The sequence below is a fragment of the Cutibacterium sp. LaCa_255 genome, assembly GCF_057458005.1.
Genome location: NZ_CP190956.1, coordinates 1,867,116 through 1,887,714 on the forward strand (window position 1 = coordinate 1,867,116; position 20,599 = coordinate 1,887,714).

17 protein-coding genes and 1 tRNA gene are annotated in these 20,599 nt (G+C 62.6%); 8 read left to right on the forward strand and 10 right to left on the reverse strand.

All coding sequences use genetic code 11. The features are described from left to right. Window positions 1-29: 29 nt before the first annotated feature. The 5 genes from ACP8ML_RS08510 (at window position 30) to ACP8ML_RS08530 (ending at window position 3,445) form a co-directional block, all read left to right on the forward strand. On the forward strand, window positions 30-287 hold the full coding sequence (locus ACP8ML_RS08510; protein WP_117188623.1) for a hypothetical protein: 258 nt from the start codon (window positions 30-32) through the stop codon (window positions 285-287). 269 nt (window positions 288-556) lie between these two features. After that, window positions 557-946 carry a hypothetical protein gene (locus tag ACP8ML_RS08515; protein WP_216362422.1) on the forward strand — a complete coding sequence of 130 codons (390 nt, stop codon included), beginning with the start codon at window positions 557-559 and terminating at the stop codon, window positions 944-946. A 139-nt stretch (window positions 947-1,085) separates the two neighbouring features. After that, window positions 1,086-1,937: an N-acetylmuramoyl-L-alanine amidase gene (locus ACP8ML_RS08520; RefSeq protein WP_117188621.1), complete on the forward strand. Its 852-nt coding sequence runs from the start codon at window positions 1,086-1,088 to the stop codon at window positions 1,935-1,937. Continuing rightward, entirely contained in the window at window positions 1,937-2,341 is a 405-nt protein-coding gene (locus ACP8ML_RS08525; RefSeq protein WP_117188619.1) for a holin, read from the forward strand. Before ACP8ML_RS08520 ends, ACP8ML_RS08525 begins: the two co-directional genes overlap by 1 nt. A 6-nt stretch (window positions 2,342-2,347) precedes the next feature. Further along, entirely contained in the window at window positions 2,348-3,445 is a 1,098-nt protein-coding gene (locus ACP8ML_RS08530) for a hypothetical protein (RefSeq protein WP_117188617.1), read from the forward strand. Between the two features lie 318 nt (window positions 3,446-3,763). Here the strand turns inward: ACP8ML_RS08530 and ACP8ML_RS08535 are convergent. From ACP8ML_RS08535 to ACP8ML_RS08555, 5 genes are all read right to left on the reverse strand, one after another. Continuing rightward, window positions 3,764-3,839: transfer RNA gene (locus ACP8ML_RS08535), tRNA-Pro, on the reverse strand. Window positions 3,840-3,930: 91 nt separating this feature from the next. After that, a complete protein-coding gene (locus ACP8ML_RS08540; RefSeq protein WP_117188615.1) occupies window positions 3,931-4,872 on the reverse strand; it encodes an alpha/beta fold hydrolase in 942 nt (313 codons plus the stop codon). A 36-nt stretch (window positions 4,873-4,908) separates the two neighbouring features. Further along, complete coding sequence (lysX, locus tag ACP8ML_RS08545) at window positions 4,909-8,154, reverse strand: bifunctional lysylphosphatidylglycerol synthetase/lysine--tRNA ligase LysX (RefSeq protein WP_486702913.1); 3,246 nt, start codon at window positions 8,152-8,154, stop codon at window positions 4,909-4,911. 261 nt (window positions 8,155-8,415) lie between these two features. Then, a complete protein-coding gene (locus ACP8ML_RS08550) occupies window positions 8,416-9,693 on the reverse strand; it encodes a hypothetical protein (RefSeq protein WP_171048549.1) in 1,278 nt (425 codons plus the stop codon). Window positions 9,694-9,791: 98 nt separating this feature from the next. Continuing rightward, window positions 9,792-10,610 carry an Fpg/Nei family DNA glycosylase gene (locus tag ACP8ML_RS08555; protein WP_021107701.1) on the reverse strand — a complete coding sequence of 273 codons (819 nt, stop codon included), beginning with the start codon at window positions 10,608-10,610 and terminating at the stop codon, window positions 9,792-9,794. Window positions 10,611-10,707: 97 nt separating this feature from the next. Between ACP8ML_RS08555 and ACP8ML_RS08560 the strand changes: the two genes are divergently transcribed. After that, on the forward strand, window positions 10,708-10,947 hold the full coding sequence (locus ACP8ML_RS08560; protein WP_065673362.1) for a hypothetical protein: 240 nt from the start codon (window positions 10,708-10,710) through the stop codon (window positions 10,945-10,947). Here ACP8ML_RS08560 and ACP8ML_RS08565 read toward each other — a convergent pair. After that, window positions 10,936-11,409, reverse strand: a complete 474-nt coding sequence (locus tag ACP8ML_RS08565; protein WP_016665831.1) for a ribose-5-phosphate isomerase — start codon at window positions 11,407-11,409, stop codon at window positions 10,936-10,938. The genes ACP8ML_RS08560 and ACP8ML_RS08565 overlap by 12 nt on opposite strands. 71 nt (window positions 11,410-11,480) lie before the next feature. On the opposite strand from ACP8ML_RS08565, the gene ACP8ML_RS08570 reads away from it, so the two are divergent. Beyond that, window positions 11,481-12,770, forward strand: coding sequence for a GNAT family N-acetyltransferase (locus ACP8ML_RS08570; protein WP_065673363.1), 1,290 nt, complete (start codon window positions 11,481-11,483; stop codon window positions 12,768-12,770). 100 nt (window positions 12,771-12,870) lie between these two features. Here the strand turns inward: ACP8ML_RS08570 and ligA are convergent, their stop codons facing one another. From ligA to ACP8ML_RS08585, 3 genes are all read right to left on the reverse strand, one after another. Then, a complete protein-coding gene (gene ligA, locus ACP8ML_RS08575) occupies window positions 12,871-15,093 on the reverse strand; it encodes an NAD-dependent DNA ligase LigA (protein ID WP_117188606.1) in 2,223 nt (740 codons plus the stop codon). Window positions 15,094-15,210: 117 nt separating this feature from the next. Further along, window positions 15,211-16,785, reverse strand: coding sequence for a histidine-type phosphatase (locus ACP8ML_RS08580; RefSeq protein ID WP_117188604.1), 1,575 nt, complete (start codon window positions 16,783-16,785; stop codon window positions 15,211-15,213). A 125-nt stretch (window positions 16,786-16,910) separates the two neighbouring features. Next, window positions 16,911-17,513 carry a mycothiol-dependent nitroreductase Rv2466c family protein gene (locus tag ACP8ML_RS08585; protein WP_171048539.1) on the reverse strand — a complete coding sequence of 201 codons (603 nt, stop codon included), beginning with the start codon at window positions 17,511-17,513 and terminating at the stop codon, window positions 16,911-16,913. A 172-nt stretch (window positions 17,514-17,685) separates the two neighbouring features. Between ACP8ML_RS08585 and pepN the strand changes: the two genes are divergently transcribed. After that, window positions 17,686-20,298 (forward strand): aminopeptidase N, encoded by a 2,613-nt coding sequence (pepN, locus tag ACP8ML_RS08590; protein WP_117188602.1) that lies wholly within the window; start codon window positions 17,686-17,688, stop codon window positions 20,296-20,298. A gap of 86 nt (window positions 20,299-20,384) precedes the next feature. Here the strand turns inward: pepN and ACP8ML_RS08595 are convergent, their stop codons facing one another. Beyond that, window positions 20,385-20,567, reverse strand: a complete 183-nt coding sequence (locus ACP8ML_RS08595; RefSeq protein ID WP_065673387.1) for a hypothetical protein — start codon at window positions 20,565-20,567, stop codon at window positions 20,385-20,387. Between the last annotated feature and the right edge of the window lie 32 nt (window positions 20,568-20,599).

The window sequence follows — 20,599 nt, forward strand, 5'->3', positions numbered from 1 at the left end:
ATCGACGACAGTGATGACGGGAGGGTCCGGTGTCTCACCTCATAGAGGTCATCATCGGGGGGCTCGTCACCCTCGCCGGATCGGTGCTGGCATCCATCCCGGCCCTGTCGCAGAAAACACGCCGCAAACAGCGGGCGCTAGCCGCCCAGGTCGACGCCTTGCAGGAGTGGGCCTACTCGGCGCGGCAGGCGCTACGACGCCACAACCTGTCACGGCATCCCGGAGGCGATGATGCGGCCACCCTGCCCGATCTACCGGATTGGATGAGCGATGACGCGGACGAGTAACCAACTGGACATGGAGCGACGTCACCGGGCGTCGGCTGAACGGCTGGCCGCCGCGCAGGCGATTGTGCTGGCGTTGACGGTGGTGTGCCTGGTGGTGTCTGCGATGTGGCTGAGTCGTGCGGTGGGTGAGCGTGACCGTGCCGGGCAGAAAGCCGACGACGCGACACAGGCGGCCCTATCTCTGGCTGACAAGGTTGCGGTGGCGTGCCGGGCTGACAGCGCCGACGGTAAGGCTGTGCGTGACGCCGGGCTGTGCTCGCAGGCGTCACATGTGTCCTCGTCGCTGGCTAGCGGGAAGCCTGCCGCTGTGCACGTCCCTGCGGGACCCCAAGGCCCGTCTGGGCCGTCTGGCCCTGCCGGTTCTCCTGGTCGTCCTGGCGGTGTCGGCCCCTCCGGTGGGCCTGGCCCTGCGGGACCCTCTGGTGGACCTGGTCCTGTTGGTCCTACGGGGCTTCCCGGCCCGGCTGGCGGCGTTGGGCGTCCCGGAGTCCCCGGAAAAACCGGCCCTACGGGGTTGCCTGGTCCTGCTGGACCCTCTGGCGGCCCTGGCGGTGTCGGCCCATCGGGTGTGGCGGGTCAGCCTGGTCCTGCCGGTCCTCCTGGCCCGCCCGGCCCTGCTGGGCGTCCCGGCCCTGAGGGGCTGTCCGGTCGCGGCCTGACGGCCCTCGAATGCCACGACGGTCGTCTTGTCGCGGTGTGGACTGACGGCACCGCCGAAACGATCGCCGGGGCCACGGCTTGCCAAACCCCTGCACCAGCACCAGCACCCGCACCAGCTCCGACCCCGAAGGAGACTCCATGACATTCATTCAGGCCAAGCATCACGGCGGCCACAACAACCCTCCCGTGACTCGTCTTGTCATTCACGCCACATGCCCGGATGTGGGCTATCCGTCTGCGTCGCGCGCTGGCCGTGCGGTGTCGACGGCCCACTATTTTCAGGAAACGACCCGGCCAGCATCCGCCCACTACATTTGTGACATATCGACCACGGTGCAGTGTCTGTCTGAGGAGACGGTGGGCTATCACGCCCCGCCGAACTCACACTCCATCGGTATTGAGATATGCGCTGACGGTGGGTCGCATGCCTCGTTTTCGAACCCTGCCCACGCCTACACCCGCGAGCAGTGGTTGAGCCCTCAGGTGTGGCCTGCTGTGGAGCGTGCCGCGATGCTGGCGCGCGGTATCTGTCAACGCCACAACATCCCGATCCGCCGCCTCTCGATCGCTGACGTCAAGGCCGGGAAGCGCGGCATCTGCGGCCACAACGAGGTCTCCGAGGCCTTCCACCAATCCGACCATGACGACCCCGGTCCTTATTTCCCGTGGGACGGGTTTATCGCGCTTGTTAATGGCCATTCCGCACCATCACGCCAGGAGGAACTAACTGTGTCAGATGTCAATATGCTCAAAGGTCTTATTCAGCAATCGAACAAGCAGCTGCACCACGATATCGGTGTTGTGCAGACGCAGGCGGGTAACCTCCGCCGCCAGCTGGAATCCCTGTCATGGGTGAAGAACCCGGTCAGCGGCAAGCTGTGGCGCACCAAGGACGCCTTGTGGTCGATCTGGTACTACGTGCTGGACTGCCGATCTCGTCTCGGCAAACTCGAGGCCCGCCTGTCGACGCTGGAAAAGAAGGTGAAGTGATGACGCGAGAGTTTTGGAAGGGTGCCGGTGAACGCGCTCTTAAAACGTTTGTCCAAACGTTTGTGGCGGTGCTGGGTGTTACTGCTGGTGCGGTGTACACCGTCGACGGATTCAAGGCCTTGCCCTGGGCCTCTGCGTTGATTACAGCCGCCGTGTCGGCGGTGCTGTCGCTGGCAACCTCTATCGGCTCGCCGGGTTTTGTGGCTGGACGCCCTGCCGCTGCTGAGCATGGTCTCGTAGAGCCGTCGGGTCACGGCCCGGCGTTGGTGGACCCCGATGATCCGGGGATGATCGAGCCGGATCCTGACGAGGACCCCGAGCCTGAGCCGGAGGCCGATGGCCTCGACGATGACCGTGACGATGACGGCGAATCGGTGGCTGTGCCGCGCCACGGGCAGGAGTAAACCCGTATGGCCGAGCCGAAACTGCCCGCCGAGTACGCCTATGGGCTGGTGGTCGCCCGAGCTATCCGGGCCGTCGCGGACTCCACCGCCGAGGACGACCCCTACCCTGACGGGCCCCCGGTCGTCATGAACCGCGCGGTGACGTTCCGGCCTATTGAGACCGGTCGGATCATCACCCGCGCCAACCCTGAACCGTCGGTCAGGGCCCAACACGAGTCCATTTCTGCCGATTTCGACCAGGACGGCTACCTGTCGCTCAACGGGCAGAAGGGTGTGTGGCTGTGGGCTGGCACCTGGCTGGTGGTGTTCGCCGATGCGCTCGGCTGGCCGTCCTACCAGATCACGGTCACCGCGAAAAACGACGCCAAGAACCCGGTGGACCTGTTCGCTACCGCCGGGTGGCAGCCGCCCAGCCTCGACACCCCGCCGGTGACCCTGCTCGTCCCCGCGAGTGTGGCCGATGGTGATGTGCTGATCCGTCACGGTAACGCCGTCGATGGTGTGCCCCAAACCGCGTTCCATGGCCCGCCTGGCCCTGCCGGTCCACCTGGCCCTGCGGGCCCGTCGACCCCGCTCCACGCCTCCGGGAAAGGACGGCCCGACAAGCCCGACACGATGGACGCGGCAGGCCGGGCGTTCGCCTCGTCGGCACCTGTGGGTGCGATGTTCTCGTCCACCGACGGGGCCGGGGTTGGTGCGTGGACATGGCAGCGCACCACCGCCGGATGGACCGTCACCCACGGTGACACCGGATCCCGAAACATGACCACCAATCCGGCATGGGTGAGCGCCCTCACCGACGGCACAAACGTCACCCTGACCGCAAACAAGCCCGTGGCCGCCCGCCGCTACGGGCACCTCGTTCAAATCGATTTTGCGTTCGATAAAACGGATGATGCCGACCACACGACCACGACCGGCCTACCGTATGGCTGGAGGCCGAGAATCGCCGCAACCGTCGCGGTCATGTCGCATGGTGCCGTACCGGGCCGCGTACTCCTCAACGCTGGAACGAATCGGTGCATTATGACCGGCTCCACGCGTACCGGCTACGAGGTCCACGCCGTCTACCTCACAGATGACGACTGGCCCGAAACCCGATAGACACATCACCCTCCATTACCCCGCCCCCGGCCACAGTGTGTGGTCGGGGGCGGCTTTTTTTGCGTGTCACGACCTGTTGGAATCGCTCATACACGTGAGCGATGAACCCCGATCAGAGCGCCCACTAGAAGACACCGCCGGTACGGTTTGGGTACAGATCGTCTGAGACCATGCAGGTAAAACCCCTAGTCGCAGTCGTACCCGGTACAGTCACATAACGACGCCCAGGGTCACCCCGTGCCGCTACTGCCACATGGTGAGGGCATGAAAAAGGGCCACCTGACAAGCGGTAATGCCGTCAAAGTGGCCCTGACTAGGTGGTCGGGGCGACAGGACTCGAACCTGCGATCTCCTGCTCCCAAAGCAGGCGCGCTAGCCACTACGCTACGCCCCGTCTCGTCACGTCTATCGCAACGAGAACATCGACAGCTTAGTGGAACACCCCGTCACTCGGCCAATGAGACACCTCTCCAACGCCAATTCCGTCACTTCGACACCGATCGGATGGCGTCGGCGATGACTTCAGGGCGATCCAACATCATGAGGTGATGGGAGTTCTCAACGACGACCAACTTCGCGCCGAGCATCGGAGCCAGACGTTCGTGACGATCCAACTCCTGCTCCTGGCCTGAGTACACCGCCGACAACAGCACCGTCGACAGGTCAGGCCAGGGATGCTCCGAACGCACGGCCAAGAGGTCCCATGCCTGCTGGTCATACCCAATCCACTCGGCTACCGCCATTGCCATGGCGTCAGGGCTCCCGTACACCCGATGAAGCCGGTGTTCCTGGAATTGACGCCACACCGCCGACCCGGATCTCATGGTTTGCGCCATGACGCCGATGGCGAAAACGCTACGCCCCAACGTTCCCGCCGCTGAATCCACAACCCTGTACACCGTGTTCGGCAAGGCGAGGCTTCGACGACGCGGCGGATGGATCGGCCATTCCACCGACGGGTCCACGAGAACGATTCCGGCGACGACGTCAGGATGGATACGGGTGAAGGCCTCGGCGTGGAAAGCCGCCATGGAGTGGGCGACGAGAATGACCTTCCGTGGTTCCTTGGTGTCCCAATGCCCTTGAATGACCCCGACCAAGTCCCTCAGGCTGGCGACCTCTTCGTCGAGGTCCGGATAGTGTCCGGGCCAGACCGTTCCACCGAGCCCTGGTCTGTCATAGGTGATGACGTCGAGGTCCTGCAGACGATCTACCACCGGTTTCCAGAAGTCGCTCGACGCCGCGGCGCCAGCCATGAGGAGGATGACCGGCTCGTCGACGTTGTGATCGGGCCCTTCACCATCGTTGTAGACGACACGAATTGGCCGTCCGCCCAGCTCCCGAACCGACGTCAAGGCGTCGTGGGCAGAGTCAAGAGCCTTGCGACCGCACCCGTCGGAACAGCTGGCGTCAGCATCCTCACTCATGGCAATCTCCTGCCTCACACCACACTCGTCAGGGCCTCACGAGGTGCGCGGGCGCACCAGCGGAAAGGCAATCGTCTCGCGAATTGACGCATTCGTCAGCATCATCACCAAACGGTCCAAGCCCATGCCCATTCCGCCCGAGGGTGGCATGGCATATTCGAGAGCTTCCAGGAAGTCCTCGTCGAGCTCCATCGCCTCTGGGTCACCACCAGCGGCCAGCAATGACTGGGCGGTGAACCGCTCCCGCTGAATCACCGGGTCGACGAGCTCGGTGTAGGCGGTACCCACCTCGGACCCGAAGATGATGAGGTCCCACTTCTCGGCCAGGCGCGGATCGTCGCGATGCTGGCGGGTCAGTGGGGAGACATCGGTCGGGAAGTCACAGAAGAAGGTCGGCTCGACGGTGACGTGCTCGCTCAGGTGTTCGTGCAGCTCGAGGACGACGTCACCGCGGCTCCACTTCGGCATCGTCGCGATACCAAGCTTGTTGGCGTATTCGAGGAGTTTCTCCTTGGGGGTGTCGGCGGTGACCTCCTCCCCCAGTCCTCGCGAGATTCCCTCGTTGACGGTGATGACGTGCCAGTCGTCTGCCAGGTCGATCTCGTGCTCAACGCCCTTGCGGTCGCACCCCCGGATCACGGTGTCACCGATAGCGTTGCGCGCCGCTGCCAGGATCATCGCGCGCGTGAGATGACGCATCTGCACGTAGTCGCCATAGGCCTGGTAGGCCTCCAACATCGTGAACTCGGGGTTGTGCGTGGCGTCAGCTCCCTCGTTACGGAAGTTCCGGCCGATTTCGAAGACTCGTCCAGCTCCGCCAACCATGAGCCTCTTGAGGTAGAGCTCCGGGGCAATGCGCAGGTAAAGGTCCAGATCGTAAGCGTTGATGTGGGTGCGGAACGGCCGGGCATTCGCGCCACCATGGATCGTCTGCAGAATCGGGGTCTCGACCTCGATGTAATCGTGACTCAGCAGGGTTTCTCGCACCGCACGAATGGCGTTCGAGCGAGCCCTCAACTGATCACGAGCGCCCGGGTTGACAATGAGATCGAGGTAACGCTGCCGAACCTTCGCCTCAGGGTCGTTGAATCCCGACCGCCGCGACGGCAATGGTCGCAGGGACTTCGCCGCCAATCGCCACGACGCCGTCTCCAAACTCAGCGTTCCATTGCGGGAAGCCCCCACGGTCCCGGATGCCACGAGGTGGTCTCCCAGAGACACCGCATGCCGGAATTCCCGAAGCCTGTCGGCTCCCAGCGAGTCACGCTCCATCACCAACTGGCAGGACCCGGTCCAGTCGAACAGATCGACGAAGATGACACCGCCGTGATCGCGGCAGGCACCGATCCGCCCGGAGACCGTCATCTCCTGACCGGTCAGCTCGACGATGACGTCGCCAGGACGGTGATCGGGCTTGCAGTCGGGAGGGTATGCCTCCGCCCCGGACTCGAGGAGCCGCTCACGCGTGGCCATCCGGGTACGAACCTGCTCCGGGAGCCGCCGCTGAAGAAGAGTGGGAGTGCGTTCCTCAGCCAGAAATTCCGCGATCTCGGGGTGACCGCTAATCGAGTAAATCGGCTGGGGCGGCGGCTCCACCGGGTAGATCCAACTCGGAATGTCGAGCTGGCCCTCGGCAATACCCATCGCCACACCGATCTGCGCCAGGTCAGAAGTATCGGTGAAGTTGAGGTAGCGGGTCTGCCAGCTCGGCTTGTACTTCACGTTGGAGCGGTAGAGCTGCTCGATCTGGAACCACTTCGACGCAACGAGCACAAGCCAGCGGTTGAGACGACGCACCGGGGAAGCACCGACGCGGGCACCCTCCTCGATCGCCTCGCGAAAGACCGCGAAGTTCATCGACACGCGCCTGATACCAATCTCCGGTCCGGCAGCCATGAGACCGGCGACCATGAGCTCGGTGACTCCGTTGTCGGCTCCGTCCAGGTCACGACGCATGACGTCCAGGGACAATCCGTCATTGCCCCAAGGGGTGAAGGAGAGAATTCCTGCCGTCTGGCCAGCACGCGGACCGTCGTCGGGGTACAGCGCCTCCACCATGACGCATCGCCCGTCGAGCGGGTCTCCCAGACGGGAAAGAGCCATTGAAAACCCTCGCTCGTCACCATTCTGACGCCATTTGTCAGTGAGGTCGATGAGCCCCTGAAGCTCCTGCGGGTCGATGTCTTCATGACGACGCACTCGGGTGGTGTACCCCATTGCGCGCAACTTGGTGACGGTGTGGCGGACCGGCTTGAGGTCGGGGTCATCGAGGCTAAACGCGGCGGGAGAGATGATGGCCTCGTCGCCGATGCGCATGGCCTTGAGTCCGGCCTGGGTCCATGCCATCGCACCTTCCTCAGAAGTGCCGATGACGGCCGGAACCCAACCATAAGTGTGAGCGACGTCAAGGAATGCCTCAATGGCACCGGGCCACTGATCCACTGGGCCGACGGGATCCCCCGAGGCCAGTGCGACCCCTGTTTCGGTTCGATAGCACACTGCCGCATGGCTGTTTCGCGAGAACACGACGGCCTTGTCACGACGCAGTGCGAAATAGCCGAGGGAGTCCGCCGGATTTTCCTCGAGGAGCCGACGCAGGCGCAGCTCATCGGACAGGCTCATCATGGCGATGTTGCGCTGAGATCGCAGCATGACGACAAGAGCGGCCACCAGCACGAGGGCGAGAAGGAAGGAGATCACTTCCTGCACCCAGTGCGGAGACGTGGGAGCAGGTGCAATTTCGGCACCATTTCCGCGAATGATCCGACCGACAATGCGCACCAACCGGTTACGAGGCCGTCCGACACCACCGGTCAGGGAGACCAGCAACCAGCCAATAAAGCCGGTCGCCAACAGCCCGCCAATGAGGACGGCGATGGCCTTGCCGAGATTGGTCCGAACTGTGTGTGCCGCAAAGTCCTTTCGATGAGTCAGCAGGGCGACGAGGATCCAGCCGACTGAGAAGACGTTGAACAGATACCCCGCGAGATCGAGGTCATTGAAGGTGTCCGTCGGGCCACCCATGATGACCTCGGCAACAACAACGACGAAAAACGTGGCCGCAACGAGCCACATCAGCCCGAAGAGGATGATGCTCACCCACCAGGCGAATCTCTTGCGCCTCGACAGCGCATCCGCCAGCACCACCAGGACGACGGCCCCCGCCCAACCGAAACCGTCGATCGGGAAGATGAACACCGAGAACAGGTTGTTCGCGACTCCAACCCACGTCGTGCGGCTGAAGACCAGGCGCAGCACGATGAGGAGGACGGCAACATTCATCAATCGCGGTATGACGACAACCGGCATCGACCTCGGATTCGGGGTCGACTGCGAACCGGATCGCGTCCGGGCTGTCGTTGCTGCTCGCGTCTCAGGTACGAAATGGGACGAAGTCACGTCCCAACTGTGCCACGTGCCGCGGACACAACCAGAACCTCATTCGCTGCACAGCCGTTCTTGCCTACTGAAAATGGCACAACCGAGGCAAAATGAGACTTTTCCAACGGATTCATGATCCTGACAAATCTCGTTTCGGCGACATCACCATGTCAGGAGAGCCAGATCCTCGTCGTCCAGATGCTCACTGACGAGGAGGCGTCGCAACGTCCGCTGGCGCAATTCCCCCACCCGGGGCGAGCCGAACGAACTCGTCAGCTCCTCTGGCCACACCGTCGTCATGGCATGAGCGAGCGCGGCCCGGCGTCTGGAGACGCGATGGCCCTGCGCGTAAAGAGGCCCGCCAGGAACGGTCGGGAGGAAAGCTCCCAGCTCCCACACGGCCTCGTCGGCATCCCGGCTCGCGCACCTGCCGGTCCAAATGGCCCTCTCGGCACGTACCAGCGGGTCTTCCCCCTCGCCCGAGACGACATTGACCCACACGTGTTCGGGCACCAACGTCGCCAGCTCGGCCGAGGCGATACAGCGGGACATGAACGTTCCCGGCTCGTCCAATGACAGTTCCCACAACCGGCGCAATCCCTCGTCGCGCAGTTCGGAATCACTCATGCGATGGCCCAGCCTGAATGCTGCACAGCAGGTGAGAAGCCGAGCAACGTGATCATCAGCAGAACCGAACGGCCGTGACAAGACATTCTCGAGGCCCTCAACAGCCATCTCCAGAGCGGAAAATGGTGCGACCCTCATACCAACTGCACTCATGAGGAGCCACATCTGTGGTCCAGTGACGGTACGTGGGTCAAAACCGGAAAGAATCTCGTCGACCCGTGCGCCCACAGCCGTGGCCAGATCGGGTGACCAACCGATCAACACTCGGGTGGCTCCCCTGGACTCATGAATTGCCAGGTCATGCGCCCCCACCGGCAGCGGGCCAATCGTCTCGCTGGTGTGTTCGGCCCCATCGACGAGAATGCCCGCATCGGGGGTGTGACACACCATCTCTTCGGGCTGATCGACAATGGTCTCGGCTGGCAACCACGCAGGAAGGGAGCCCAGCGCCTCCCCGATGTCGTCCGTGAGCCGACCACGCCACAACGCCATCCGGGAATTGCCCGGGGCCAGGGCAATCTCGCTGCCAAGGAGGCTGACGCCCTCGTCCACCGCGCATGAATCCCCCATGTCTTGCCGCCAAACCATGAGTGCCGGATGCTCGTCGCGGCATGTTCTGGTGACGACGAGGCCGTGAGCCCCAGCCGCCCACACAGCAGCAGGGAGCGGATCGTCAGGGATCCAGATCGGACCGGGAACCGTCATTTCCGCAGTGTCGATGCCAGGAGGCATGGTGATTCCGGCAATGAGCTCGACCTCGTCGGATTGGCGTAGCCGGGCGGACAGCACCGCCCCGCACGGGTGAGTCCACATCCACGAAGAATCGTCGGCGGACTCCTGGCATGACACCAGGGTCCACGGCTGACCGACGCTGATGTGGCTCATCTTGACCTCCAGACCTGACTCAACCGTCAGTGATGCCGACGTTGGCACCGTGGGCACCAGAACAGGTGACGCCCTCCCCGTACGACCATCTTCACCGGCGTGTTGCACACCAGACATGGCTGGTTCTCTCGTCGGTAGACGTAGACCTCGCCACCGTGGCGATCAACGCGGGGCGGTCGCCCCATCGCCTCCGGGGTGTGCTCTGGCTGGACGGTATCGATGCGTCCTGCCTCGACCCCGGCGCGCATGAGCATGACCAGATCATCCCACATTGCCCGCCATGTCGAGCGGGAAATCTGCTTGCCAGGGGTCGCTGGATCGATCCGATGCCGGAAGAGGACCTCGGCTCGGTAGATGTTGCCAACCCCTGCTGCAATCTTCTGGTCCAACAACAGGTCACTGATCCGGCGGGAGGACCGTCGCACCTTGTGCCAGGCAATCTCGGGATCTGCGTCGTCACGAATGGGGTCTGGACCGATCGTGGCCGCGACCACCGCCCAGTCATCGTCATTGATGAGTTCGCAGGTCTGGGGCCCGCGCAGGTCCGCAGCCGTGACTCCGTCGGTAATGCGCAATCTGACTTGTCCGACCACCGGAACTGATGGCCCCACCGCAAGCTTCCCGATGAGCCCCAGGTGGATATGGAGCAGGTGGTCGTCACGATGATTGTCGAAATCGATGACAAGGTGCTTGCCCCGTGCCTGGGCCGACGCCAACACCGTTCCGTCGAGCATGGCTGCGGACTCGGCGAAACGGCCTTGTGGCGAGGTGACCTCGACCGGTTCTCCGGCGAAGGCGGTACCGATGGCGTTGGCAAGACGATGGATGACGTGGCCTTCGGGCACAGACGGTTGTCCTCTCGAGGTCGATGAGATGGCGAGGTAATCGCGGAAATCGTGGATTGATGAGTACGGCGACGAGTACTTGAGGCAGGATGGTCACATGAATGCCCCTGGCCACGGCAAACACCGACACACCCACGACCACGGACGCGGCCGTGGACCCATTCTCGATGGAGACCGCGCCATGAGGGCACGGGAACTCGCCGAGCAATCAGAGCCCGCCGCTGACTCCCAGATGCCCGATCCGGGTCAGGAATGGCCGACCGTGCTAGCGCATCTTCGTCGTCGAGCCACCGCCAGTACGGTCAAGGAGTCTGATGAGGTCGGTTCAGCCCAGTGAGCCCTCGTCCTCCCAACGCGTGAGCTTGTCAATACGACGCTGGTGACGATCCTCGTGGGAAAAGTCCGTCGTCAGGAAGGTCTCGACGATCTTCCAAGCCTCCTCGTGGGTCTGCATCCGGCCCCCCAAGGAGACGACGTTGGCGTCATTGTGAAGACGGGCCAGCTCGGCAATCTCGACGGTGTAGGCCAGCGCAGCACGAATTCCCTTGACCTTGTTGGCCGCGATCTGCTCGCCATTTCCCGAGCCGCCCAGAACGACGCCCAGGGAACCAGGCTCAGCCACCACGGCCTGAGCGCACGGAATGCAGTAGTCCGGGTAGTCGTCGAGGGAATCATAGGTCGACGCGCCATGGTCGACGACCTGATATCCGGCCTCGGTCAGCTTGCCGACGAGGAACTCCTTGAGCTCGAAGGCCGCGTGATCAGTACCAATATGAACGTGTGAAGGCTTGAAGGTCATGGTTCAATCATGGCACCAACCTCCAGCCCGTTGGCTGCTCAGGAGGGATCAACTCCGCTAGCGTGAGGGGTATGGTTGAAAGCACCTCATCCGTTCAGGTCCCCGACCCCTACCGCTTGGAGCTCGTCACCAGCGACGGTTCCCGCAGTGACGAGGTCGACAATGTGGTACGCGCCGTGGCACTGGGTTTCCACCTGGCACAACCATCCGACGCCGAGCTCGAGCACTACGCCACCTGTGTCGAGGGTGAACGGTTGTGGACGATTCGGCAGCCTGACCCCGATCCGGAGTTCCCGGGTCTCCCGGTCGCCACGATGGCCGCGTACCCCAGCACCATCAACACCGGACACGGTCATCTCGAACCAGCCACCTTCATCACCGACGTGACCGTGCGCGCCAGCCACCGCCGCCGCGGGCTGCTTCGCACCCTCATGACGAATGCCCTCACCCGGTCCATGGAGGAGGGCCTGCCTTTCGCCGCACTGACAGCCACCGAGGGAAGCATCTACGGACGCTTTGGCTACGGCATCTCGACTCGAGCTCAGAACGTCGAGATCATTGCGGATGGTCGGTTCAAGCTCAACCACGAACCGAGCGGAACTGTGTCGATGGCCGATCCGCTGGCCATCGATGATCTGCGCCTCAAGGTGTTCTCCGAATTCCATCAGGCCCATCGTGGTTCCCACAACCGCCAGCCCTGGCATGTCGATTTCTCCTCCGGGCGCTGGAGCTCCCAGAAGGGCGGTCCCAACCGTCGAATCCGTTCGATCGTCCACCGCAATGACGAGGGAGAGCCTGATGGCGTCGTGTCTTACGAGATCGACAAGGACTTCGGCTCACAGATCACCGTCGTTGACATGGTGGCAACCACCCCGAACGCCGAGGTGGCTCTGTGGGAGTTCCTGGCCTCCGTCGACCTCATCGAGACGATCAAGGCACCGCAGGTCGATCCCGCCACGCCGCTGCCGTGGGCGGTCGAGGACCCGAGGGTGGTCACGTTCACCCGTCACACTGATCTCGGGTGGCTGCGCATCCTTGACGTCGACCGGGCGATGGCAGTGCGAGGTTGGGATCACCAAGGCTCAGTGACCTTCCACGTCACCGACTCGATGGGCTACGCCGAGGGTACGTGGCGTGTCGACGTGGATGCCCCGGGGGCACCGGCCACGGTGACTCGGGTCGACGATTTCACCGATGCTGCAACTCTCGATGTGGCTGCCCTCGGATCGCTGTACTTCGGCATGGGACGTGGATTCTCGCTGGCCGCCGCCCACCGCATCACCGGTACTGACGAGCAGATCGCGGCGGTCGACCGAATGTTCTCAACCGTCGACGTGGCTCACAACATCTCGGAGTTCTGAGCCCTCATCTCGACAACATGGGCCGGGCGCTCATGCCCGGCCCACATGTATGTCCTACCAGCTGTGTCCTTCCCGCGTGGCGACCCGGGAAGATCGACCATCATGCGACGGTTGTGATTCCCTGTGGGCCGTTTTCGAGCAGGTATTGGAATCCCACCTCGTCGAGAATCGGACGACCCAGCTCACGTGCCTTCGTCTCCTTGGACCCGGCGTTCTCTCCCACCACGACGTAGTCAGTCTTCTTCGACACTGATCCGGCGGCCTTGCCTCCTCGGGAAACGATGGCTTCCTTGGCCTCGTCACGGGTGAATCCCTCCAGACCTCCCGTGACGACCACAGTCAGCCCTTCCAGGGTCTGCTCAGGTGCCTCGTTGCGATCGTCGGCCATTCGCACCCCAGCCGCAGCCCACCGGCTGACGATTTCCTGATGCCAGTCGACCTCGAACCACTGCTGGACTGATTCCGCAATGATCTCGCCGACCCCGTCGATCCCGGCGAGCTCCTCCAAGGATGATTCTCGAATGGCCGGGATCGAACCGAAGTGGGTGGCCAGAGCCCGGGCCGCCGTCGGACCAACGTGACGGATCGACAATGCCACCAGCACCCGCCACAGGGGCTGGGACTTGGCCTTGGTCAACTCGTCGAACATCTTCCTGGTCGTGGCAGTCGGAACGGAGGGCTTCTTCGTTGTCGGCTTCGTGAAGAAGTAAGGCTCGAGCTGCCAGGGCCCCAACTTCCCGCGCACCTTCCGACGACGCCACACCTTGACCTCGGCCAGGTCGTCGGGCTGTAGGTCGAAGAGCCCTGCTTCTGAGTTGAGCACCGGGACCTGCCGGTCCGGAAGCCCCTCGGCAACCTCACCCTCATCCGGTCGCTGATTCTCCGGGTCGACCAGAGCGATGGCGGCTTCCCATCCGAGCGCCTCGACATCGAGGGCGCCGCGTGACGCCAGCCCGAAAACACGCTCCCGCAGTTGAGAAGGGCATTCCTTGGCGTTCGGGCAGCGAAGATCCTTGTCACCGTCCTTTTCGTACGCTAGCTCAGCGCCGCAGCTGGGGCAGTGATCGGGCATAACGAACTCCCGCTCCGAACCGTTACGCAACTCGACAACCGGGCCCAAGATCTCGGGAATGACGTCGCCGGCCTTGCGCAATACCACGGTGTCTCCGATGAGGATTCCCTTGCGCTTGACCTCGAAGGCGTTGTGGAGGGTGGCCATCTCGACAGTCGATCCCGCAACGGTCACCGGCCTCATGACCCCGTACGGCGTGACGCGGCCCGTTCTTCCGACATTGACACGAATGTCGAGAAGTTCGGTATTGACCTCCTCCGGCGGGTACTTGTACGCGATGGCCCACCGGGGAGCTCGAGAAGTTGCACCAAGCTTGCGTTGCAGAGAGACATCATCGACCTTGACCACCACACCGTCGATCTGGTGGGAGGCCTCATCACGCGACTCTCCCCAGGAAGTGACGAACTCATGCACCTGCTCGGCGTTCTCGACGATCTTGAGGTACGGCGACACCGGCAAGCCCCATTCGGCGAGCTTGTCGTACGCGTGTCCCTGGCTGGGAAACTCATGTCCTTCAACGGTGCCAATCCCGTGAACGATCATCGACAGGGGACGTGAAGCCGTCACCCGCGAATCCTTCTGTCGCAACGATCCCGCGGCCGCGTTACGAGGATTGGCGAAGGGATTCTTGCCAGCCTCGACGAGAGCGGCGTTGAGGTCTGCAAAGTCGGCGACCGGGAAGAAGACCTCACCTCGTACCTCGAGCAGGCTTGGGATGTCGTCACCAGCCAGTTTCTGCGGGATCGCCTTGATGGTACGGACGTTCGCAGTGACGTCCTCACCGATACGACCGTCGCCACGGGTGGCCCCCGAGACGAGTTCACCATCGCGATACACGAGATCGACGGCAAGACCATCAATCTTGAGCTCGCACAGGAAATCCGGGACGTTTCCGACGGACGTGGCGACCCTATTCATCCACTCCGAGAGCTCGTCACGGGTGAAGACGTTGTCCAGGCTCAACAGACGCTCCAGATGCTCCACCGGGGCGAAATCGGTCACCCGCTGTGGAGCTCCAACTCGCTGGGTGGGCGAATCCGGACTCCTCAACTCAGGGTGATCGTCCTCGAGCTTTTTCAGCTCAATCATGAGCTGGTCGTACTCGGCGTCGGAGATCGTTGGGGCGTCGTTGGCGTAGTAGGCGTCCTGGGCGTCCAGGATGCGTTCGGCCAGCTCAGTCCAGCGATGGCGCGCCTCAGACTCGGACTCGCTTGGCTCCAACTCATCGCCTCGGATGGGATCGTCAACCATGGTCCCATCCTTGCGCAGTTCCCATACCTGTGCATTCGGGTATCAGTCGACCTGCCTCCCACAACGAGGTGTGGTGGCCGCGGAAGCTCCGCGGCCACCGGTCCCCACAGTGGTTTTTCAGACTCCGGTGGCCGGAAGTGCCCCGGCGAAGTCTCCTGGCCTGCTCGGCGTCACGGTCGGAGCGGTGGAGGAAGGAGCCGGCGTGGTCGGGGCCGACGGCCCGTCACCAGACGGCTTAACCAACCAACCACCATCAGCAATGGAAGCACCAGTCAGGCAATGTTTGAGCTCGTCGAGAGTGTAGAAGAATGAGTTGACCGAGATCGGACGACAGCCACGTCCGAAAGTAGCCTGCTGCTCGTTGAGGAGCATCCGGACGACCTTCTGCCCTGACCCCGACTCGAAGACGTCCCACTGCACGTTGGAGGCCAGCGGAGCCACCTTGGCACCCCGCCAATCTGTGGCCTGCCAGAAATTGGTGTCCTGCGGACTGATCTGGGTACGAGATCCAGGTGCGCCGATGAGCGCCTCGAAGGGAACGAGGGTCTCAGCGTGGGCGAACCGCAAGGTCGCCGATCCCTTGGGATGGTCCTTGGTCTGCTGATCGATCTGGGCCAGGAAATCGTTAAGAAGAGGGCGGGCATTGCGATGGGCGATGTCCGATCCCTTGAAGCCGGGACCCTTCTCGGCGTAGTCCTCAGCGTCGAGGGACATCGCGAAGACATTGGCCTGGTCCTTCGTGAAGTACTTGGCGAAGTCGACCTTGGTCTCAGCAGCCATCGAGGGAGCGATGATGTACAGGTTGTACAGGTTGAGGGCCGCGTCGACGTCGTTCTTGGCCTTCTTGCCCTCGGGGGTCTCGAAGGTCCACTCCCCTGCTGCCAGTCGGTCGATGAAGTCCTTTGTATAGATCTTTTCCAGAACCTCACGGGCGGCCTTGCGAACCTCCGGACGCGAATTCACCGCATCGACGTAATCAGAGAGTTCCTTGCTGTCCTGGTACTCCTTGTAAGCCTTGTAGTCCGGGTTCGACTTGTCCTTGTGGAAGTACAGCGTCTTGGTGTCGGCCTCAATGGCGCGTGACATATGCCCGCTCATCTGCGGGGCACCATGGAGCAATCCAGTGACAAAGTCGTATCCGGACTCCGCAGCACGCGGTTCTCCCGAGGACTCCACGACGACCGTGTTGTCTTCCCCGTTGAAGATCTCGGGCATCCGGTGGGCCAGACGCTCACCCAGTTGACGATGCTGATCAGCTCCCACCCGGGTGAGGTTGCCGTACCCCCTCTCGAGCTTGTTGCCCTTGCTGAGCTCAACTCCGTCGGCCTCCATGTGGGCCCAGGTGCCCTCGTTGCCGAGATTTTCATTGGCCTCATGAAGTTTCATGGCCTGGGCGTGAACATCCTGGCCGAGGGGAGTCACAGCTCCCAACTCATTGGCCTTTTCCCAGATCGCCATCGTCAGAGCGTCGTACTTGAAGCTCGACAGGCCACGAGAGCCGTGACGGGCAACGACCTGGGTGTTGACGCGGTGGAATCCGACGGGCGGGGCCTGCAGGGCGCCACCGGAATAGCGATACGGAGTCTTCGTCGACAGCGAGTCGTCGGTGTCAGCATGAGCAATTGGCGCACAGGTGATGGCCAGACACCCGACAGCCATGGCGCCAAGAACACGGAAAGGTCTGGAAGGCATGGTGTGCTCCCGAGAAGATCGATCAGTTTGGCCATACCCTCGCTGATTCGGACGTCACCTCCATGTACGGCAGGTGACGCCCGATCAACGTTTCAATGACCTTCCGGGGACAGCTCCAGAGGGGATCAGTCCAGGATCGGTCCAACGGTACGGGTCCGCTTCAGCTCGAAGAAACCGGGGTAGGCCGTCACCTTCTCGAACCCGTCGAAGAGCTCTCCGGCCTCCTCACCCCTGGGAGCCGGAGACATCACCGGACCGAAGAGCGCCATGCCGTTGATATGGAGAACAGGGGTACCGACATCCTGTCCGACCGGATCCATGCCTTTGTGATGCGAAGCGCGCATGGCCTCGTCGAACTCACCCTTGCCAGCACGATCCGCGATGGACTCGTCGTAGCCGCTCTCCACCAACGCTGCCTTGACGGTCTCGATGCTGCGCTCCTCCTTGCCAAGGTGGTAGCGGGTTCCAAGGGCGGTGTAGAAATCACGAACAGCCTCCTGTCCATGCACCTCGACGACGCCAGTGGCAGCCTGAGCGCCGATCCACGCCTTGTCCATCTCGGCACGATAGTCGTCCGGCAGATCACGTCCTTCATTGAGGACGGCCAGGCTCATGACGTGGAAGACGGTATGGACGTCACGAACCTTCTCCACCTCGAGCATCCAGCGCGACGTCATCCACGCCCAGGGGCAGGACGGGTCAAACCAAAAATCAACTGTTGTGGTCATGGCACCAGCCAACCGCACGCGCCCGCGCACGCAAAGACTGACCCCGTCATTGTTCGCGTAAGGCGCAGTAATGACGCGAGATACAGTTCCCGCTTAACGAGACAGCGAAAGGCAAGAACCGATAGAGTTTCATGGGAATTGTTGGGTGCTTTTGTGCGCCCTTAACTAACATATGTTCCACGGAGGCATGATGAGTTCGGTCAACATCACTCGTGAGGAGGCGCAGCAGCGCTCCCAGGTCATCACGGCGCACAACTCCAAGGTGCTCGTTGATCTTTCTGGACGTGACCCCAACGGCGATCCGCTCGCCGAGCCGACCGAAACCTTCGTCTCCTCGTCAACCATCGAGTTTTCGTCGACCGGCGGCGAGAGTCATCTTGACCTCATTGCTGACGGTGTCTACGCTGCAGATCTCGACGGCACCCCGCTGGATCCGGCTGCATTCTCGAATAATCGTTTCCCGTTCACCACGGAAGCGGGAACTCACGAAATCACGGTCACGGCGCTGTGCCGCTACTCCCATTCGGGTGAAGGCCTGCATCGTTTCGTCGACCCTGCTGACGGCAAGGTTTACCTCTACACCCAGTTCGAGATTGCTGATGCCAGGCGTATGTACGCTGATTTCGAGCAGCCCGATCAAAAGATGACATTCGAACTGCAGGTCATCGCTCCGACTGGTTGGACCGTCGTCTCGAACTCCCCGACCCCAGAGCCGACGGAAGGCCCCTGGGAAGGGATGTCACGGTGGTCTTTTGAGCCCACCCTTCCAATTTCGACATATCTGACAGCCCTTGTCGCCGGCGAGTACCACGTCGATCACGGAACCATTCACACATTGTCCGGCGAAATGGACGCCGACATTCTGTGCCGTCAGTCAATGAAGGAACACCTCGACGCCGACCGAATCCGCACCACCACACAACGTGGATTTGAGGTTTACGAGTCTGAATTCGGCTACCCGTACCCATTCGGCAAGTACACCCAGTCCTTCGTGCCGGAATTCAACGCCGGGGCCATGGAGAACGCTGCCTGCGTCACTCACCGTGACGACCTGCTGTTCCGTTCCCGCGTTACCTCGGCCGCCTACGAGAACCGCGACAACACCATCCTTCACGAGCTCGCTCACATGTGGTTCGGCGATCTCGTCACCATGAAGTGGTGGGACGACCTCTGGCTCAACGAGTCCTTCGCCGAGTGGGCGTCGCATCACTGTCAGGAGAAGATCGTCGAGAAGCACGGCGGCATTGACCCATGGGTCTCCTTCGCGAACCAGCGCAAGACGTGGGGTTACACCCAGGACCAGCTGCCAACCACTCACCCGATCGCCGCTGACATGGTCGATCTCGACACCGTCGAGCAGAACTTCGACGGCATCACCTACGCCAAGGGTGCCTCGACCCTGAAACAACTGGTTGCCTTCGTCGGGGAGGCCGAGTTCCTGGCCGGCGTGCGCACGTACTTTGCCCAGAACGCCTTCTCGAACACTGAGCTCAAGGATCTCCTCCATCAGCTCCAGGTGGCGTCGGGACGCGATTTGTCGTCCTTCACCGAGCAGTGGCTGCGCATCCCAGGGGTCAACACCGTCCGTCCGGACTATGACGTCGATGAGAACGGCAACTTCACCCGCTTCGACATCGTACAAACGGCCATCGAGAAGTACCCCACCCTACGGACCCATCGTCTGGGCATCGGCATCTACACACTGACCGACGGCAAGCTCGTCCGGACCGAACGCCTCGACGTTGACATCCATGACGAGCGCACCCCGATTGCCGCCCTCGTCGGACATTCCCGCGGTGATCTGGTCCTGCTGAACGACGGTGACCTGACCTACGCGAAGGTCCGTCTGGATGATCACTCGATGGCCACCCTCATCGAGCACATCGACGCCCTGTCCGATCCGCTGGCCCGCGCATTGTGCTGGAGTTCCGCCTGGGACATGTGCCGCGACGCCGAGATGAAGGCCCAGGACTACGTCACCCTGGTTGGCAAGGGGCTTCCCAGCGAGACAGATCTCACGGCCGTCACCTCCCTCCTTCGCCAGGCCACCACCGCCGCGATCTCATACACCACTCGTGAGGCTCGCCAGGATGTGCGCGATCATCTCGTTGCGATCTCGGCGGCGGGACTGCGTGACGCCGAGCCCGGCTCGGACCATCAGGTGGCCTACGCCAACGGTCTGGCCGCTGCTGCCACGAAGGACGCCGCTGACCTGCTCGAGGGGTGGCTGAATGGCGAAGAGGTGCCAGAGGGCCTCGACATCGATCAGGGAGTGCGTTGGCGTCTCCTCATCGCCCTGGCCGGTATGGGCCGAGTCGGCGAACCGGAGATCACTGCCGAATTGCAGCGTGACAACACCATCTCGGGATCGGAGCAGGCAACTGGCGCTCGCGCCGCGATGCCCACGGCCGAGGCGAAGCAGGCTGCTTGGCAGCGCGCCACCACCGACGACTCGGTGCCCAACGAGACCTACCGGCAGCTCGTCAGCCAGTTCATTCAGCCTGATCAGGCCGAGGCGCTCTCGCAGTACGTCGATCCCTACCTCGAGCTGTGCAAGTCCATCGACTCCCGCGACGGCCAGTGGGCCAAGGCCGGTCACGCCCAGGTCCAGAACGCCCTGATGTGGCTCTTCCCGAGCACCGAGGTCATCGACGAGGCTTGGCTCGACAAGCTCGATGGCTGGGTTTCCGACAACAACCCGGGCAGCACTGTGCGACGCGTTCTTGCCGAGCGCGCCGACAACGCTCGCCGCACCCTGCGTTGCCAGGAGGCCAGCCGTCACTGAGCTGTGACGCATGAATGCGGCCCCGAACCAGCCGGTTCGGGGCCGCATTCGTCCTCGTGCTCAGCACTCAGGCTGCGTGACGAGGATCAGTCCGAGTTCTTGCCGCCGCGTCCCTTGGCAAAATGGACTCCCCAACCAATGAGGGTGAACAGGACAGCCGTGGCGATCGGCCACACGACACACAACATGAGTAGGTGCACGGAGCTGAATTCGGCTTCGGGCCAGCCAGGCAGGGTTTTCATGGGCACAAGGGCCACCGCATCGATCATGGGCTCAGCGTAGCGTCTTCGCACCAGTTTTG

Excerpts from the sequence above, each read along its gene's own strand:
- ACP8ML_RS08515 (WP_216362422.1), top strand. The coding sequence starts at position 557 with ATGTGTCCTCGTCGCTGGCTAGCGGGAAGCCTGCCGCTGTGCACGTCC.
- ACP8ML_RS08520 (WP_117188621.1), top strand. The coding sequence starts at position 1,086 with ATGACATTCATTCAGGCCAAGCATCACGGCGGCCACAACAACCCTCCC.
- ACP8ML_RS08525 (WP_117188619.1), top strand. The coding sequence starts at position 1,937 with ATGACGCGAGAGTTTTGGAAGGGTGCCGGTGAACGCGCTCTTAAAACG.
- ACP8ML_RS08530 (WP_117188617.1), top strand. The coding sequence starts at position 2,348 with ATGGCCGAGCCGAAACTGCCCGCCGAGTACGCCTATGGGCTGGTGGTC.
- ACP8ML_RS08540 (WP_117188615.1), bottom strand. The coding sequence starts at position 4,872 with ATGAGTGAGGATGCTGACGCCAGCTGTTCCGACGGGTGCGGTCGCAAG.
- lysX (WP_486702913.1), bottom strand. The coding sequence starts at position 8,154 with ATGAATGTTGCCGTCCTCCTCATCGTGCTGCGCCTGGTCTTCAGCCGC.
- ACP8ML_RS08550 (WP_171048549.1), bottom strand. The coding sequence starts at position 9,693 with ATGTGGACTCACCCGTGCGGGGCGGTGCTGTCCGCCCGGCTACGCCAA.
- ACP8ML_RS08560 (WP_065673362.1), top strand. The coding sequence starts at position 10,708 with ATGAATGCCCCTGGCCACGGCAAACACCGACACACCCACGACCACGGA.
- ACP8ML_RS08565 (WP_016665831.1), bottom strand. The coding sequence starts at position 11,409 with ATGACCTTCAAGCCTTCACACGTTCATATTGGTACTGATCACGCGGCC.
- ACP8ML_RS08570 (WP_065673363.1), top strand. The coding sequence starts at position 11,481 with ATGGTTGAAAGCACCTCATCCGTTCAGGTCCCCGACCCCTACCGCTTG.
- ligA (WP_117188606.1), bottom strand. The coding sequence starts at position 15,093 with ATGGTTGACGATCCCATCCGAGGCGATGAGTTGGAGCCAAGCGAGTCC.
- ACP8ML_RS08580 (WP_117188604.1), bottom strand. The coding sequence starts at position 16,785 with ATGCCTTCCAGACCTTTCCGTGTTCTTGGCGCCATGGCTGTCGGGTGT.
- ACP8ML_RS08585 (WP_171048539.1), bottom strand. The coding sequence starts at position 17,513 with ATGACCACAACAGTTGATTTTTGGTTTGACCCGTCCTGCCCCTGGGCG.
- pepN (WP_117188602.1), top strand. The coding sequence starts at position 17,686 with ATGTTCCACGGAGGCATGATGAGTTCGGTCAACATCACTCGTGAGGAG.
- ACP8ML_RS08595 (WP_065673387.1), bottom strand. The coding sequence starts at position 20,567 with ATGATCGATGCGGTGGCCCTTGTGCCCATGAAAACCCTGCCTGGCTGG.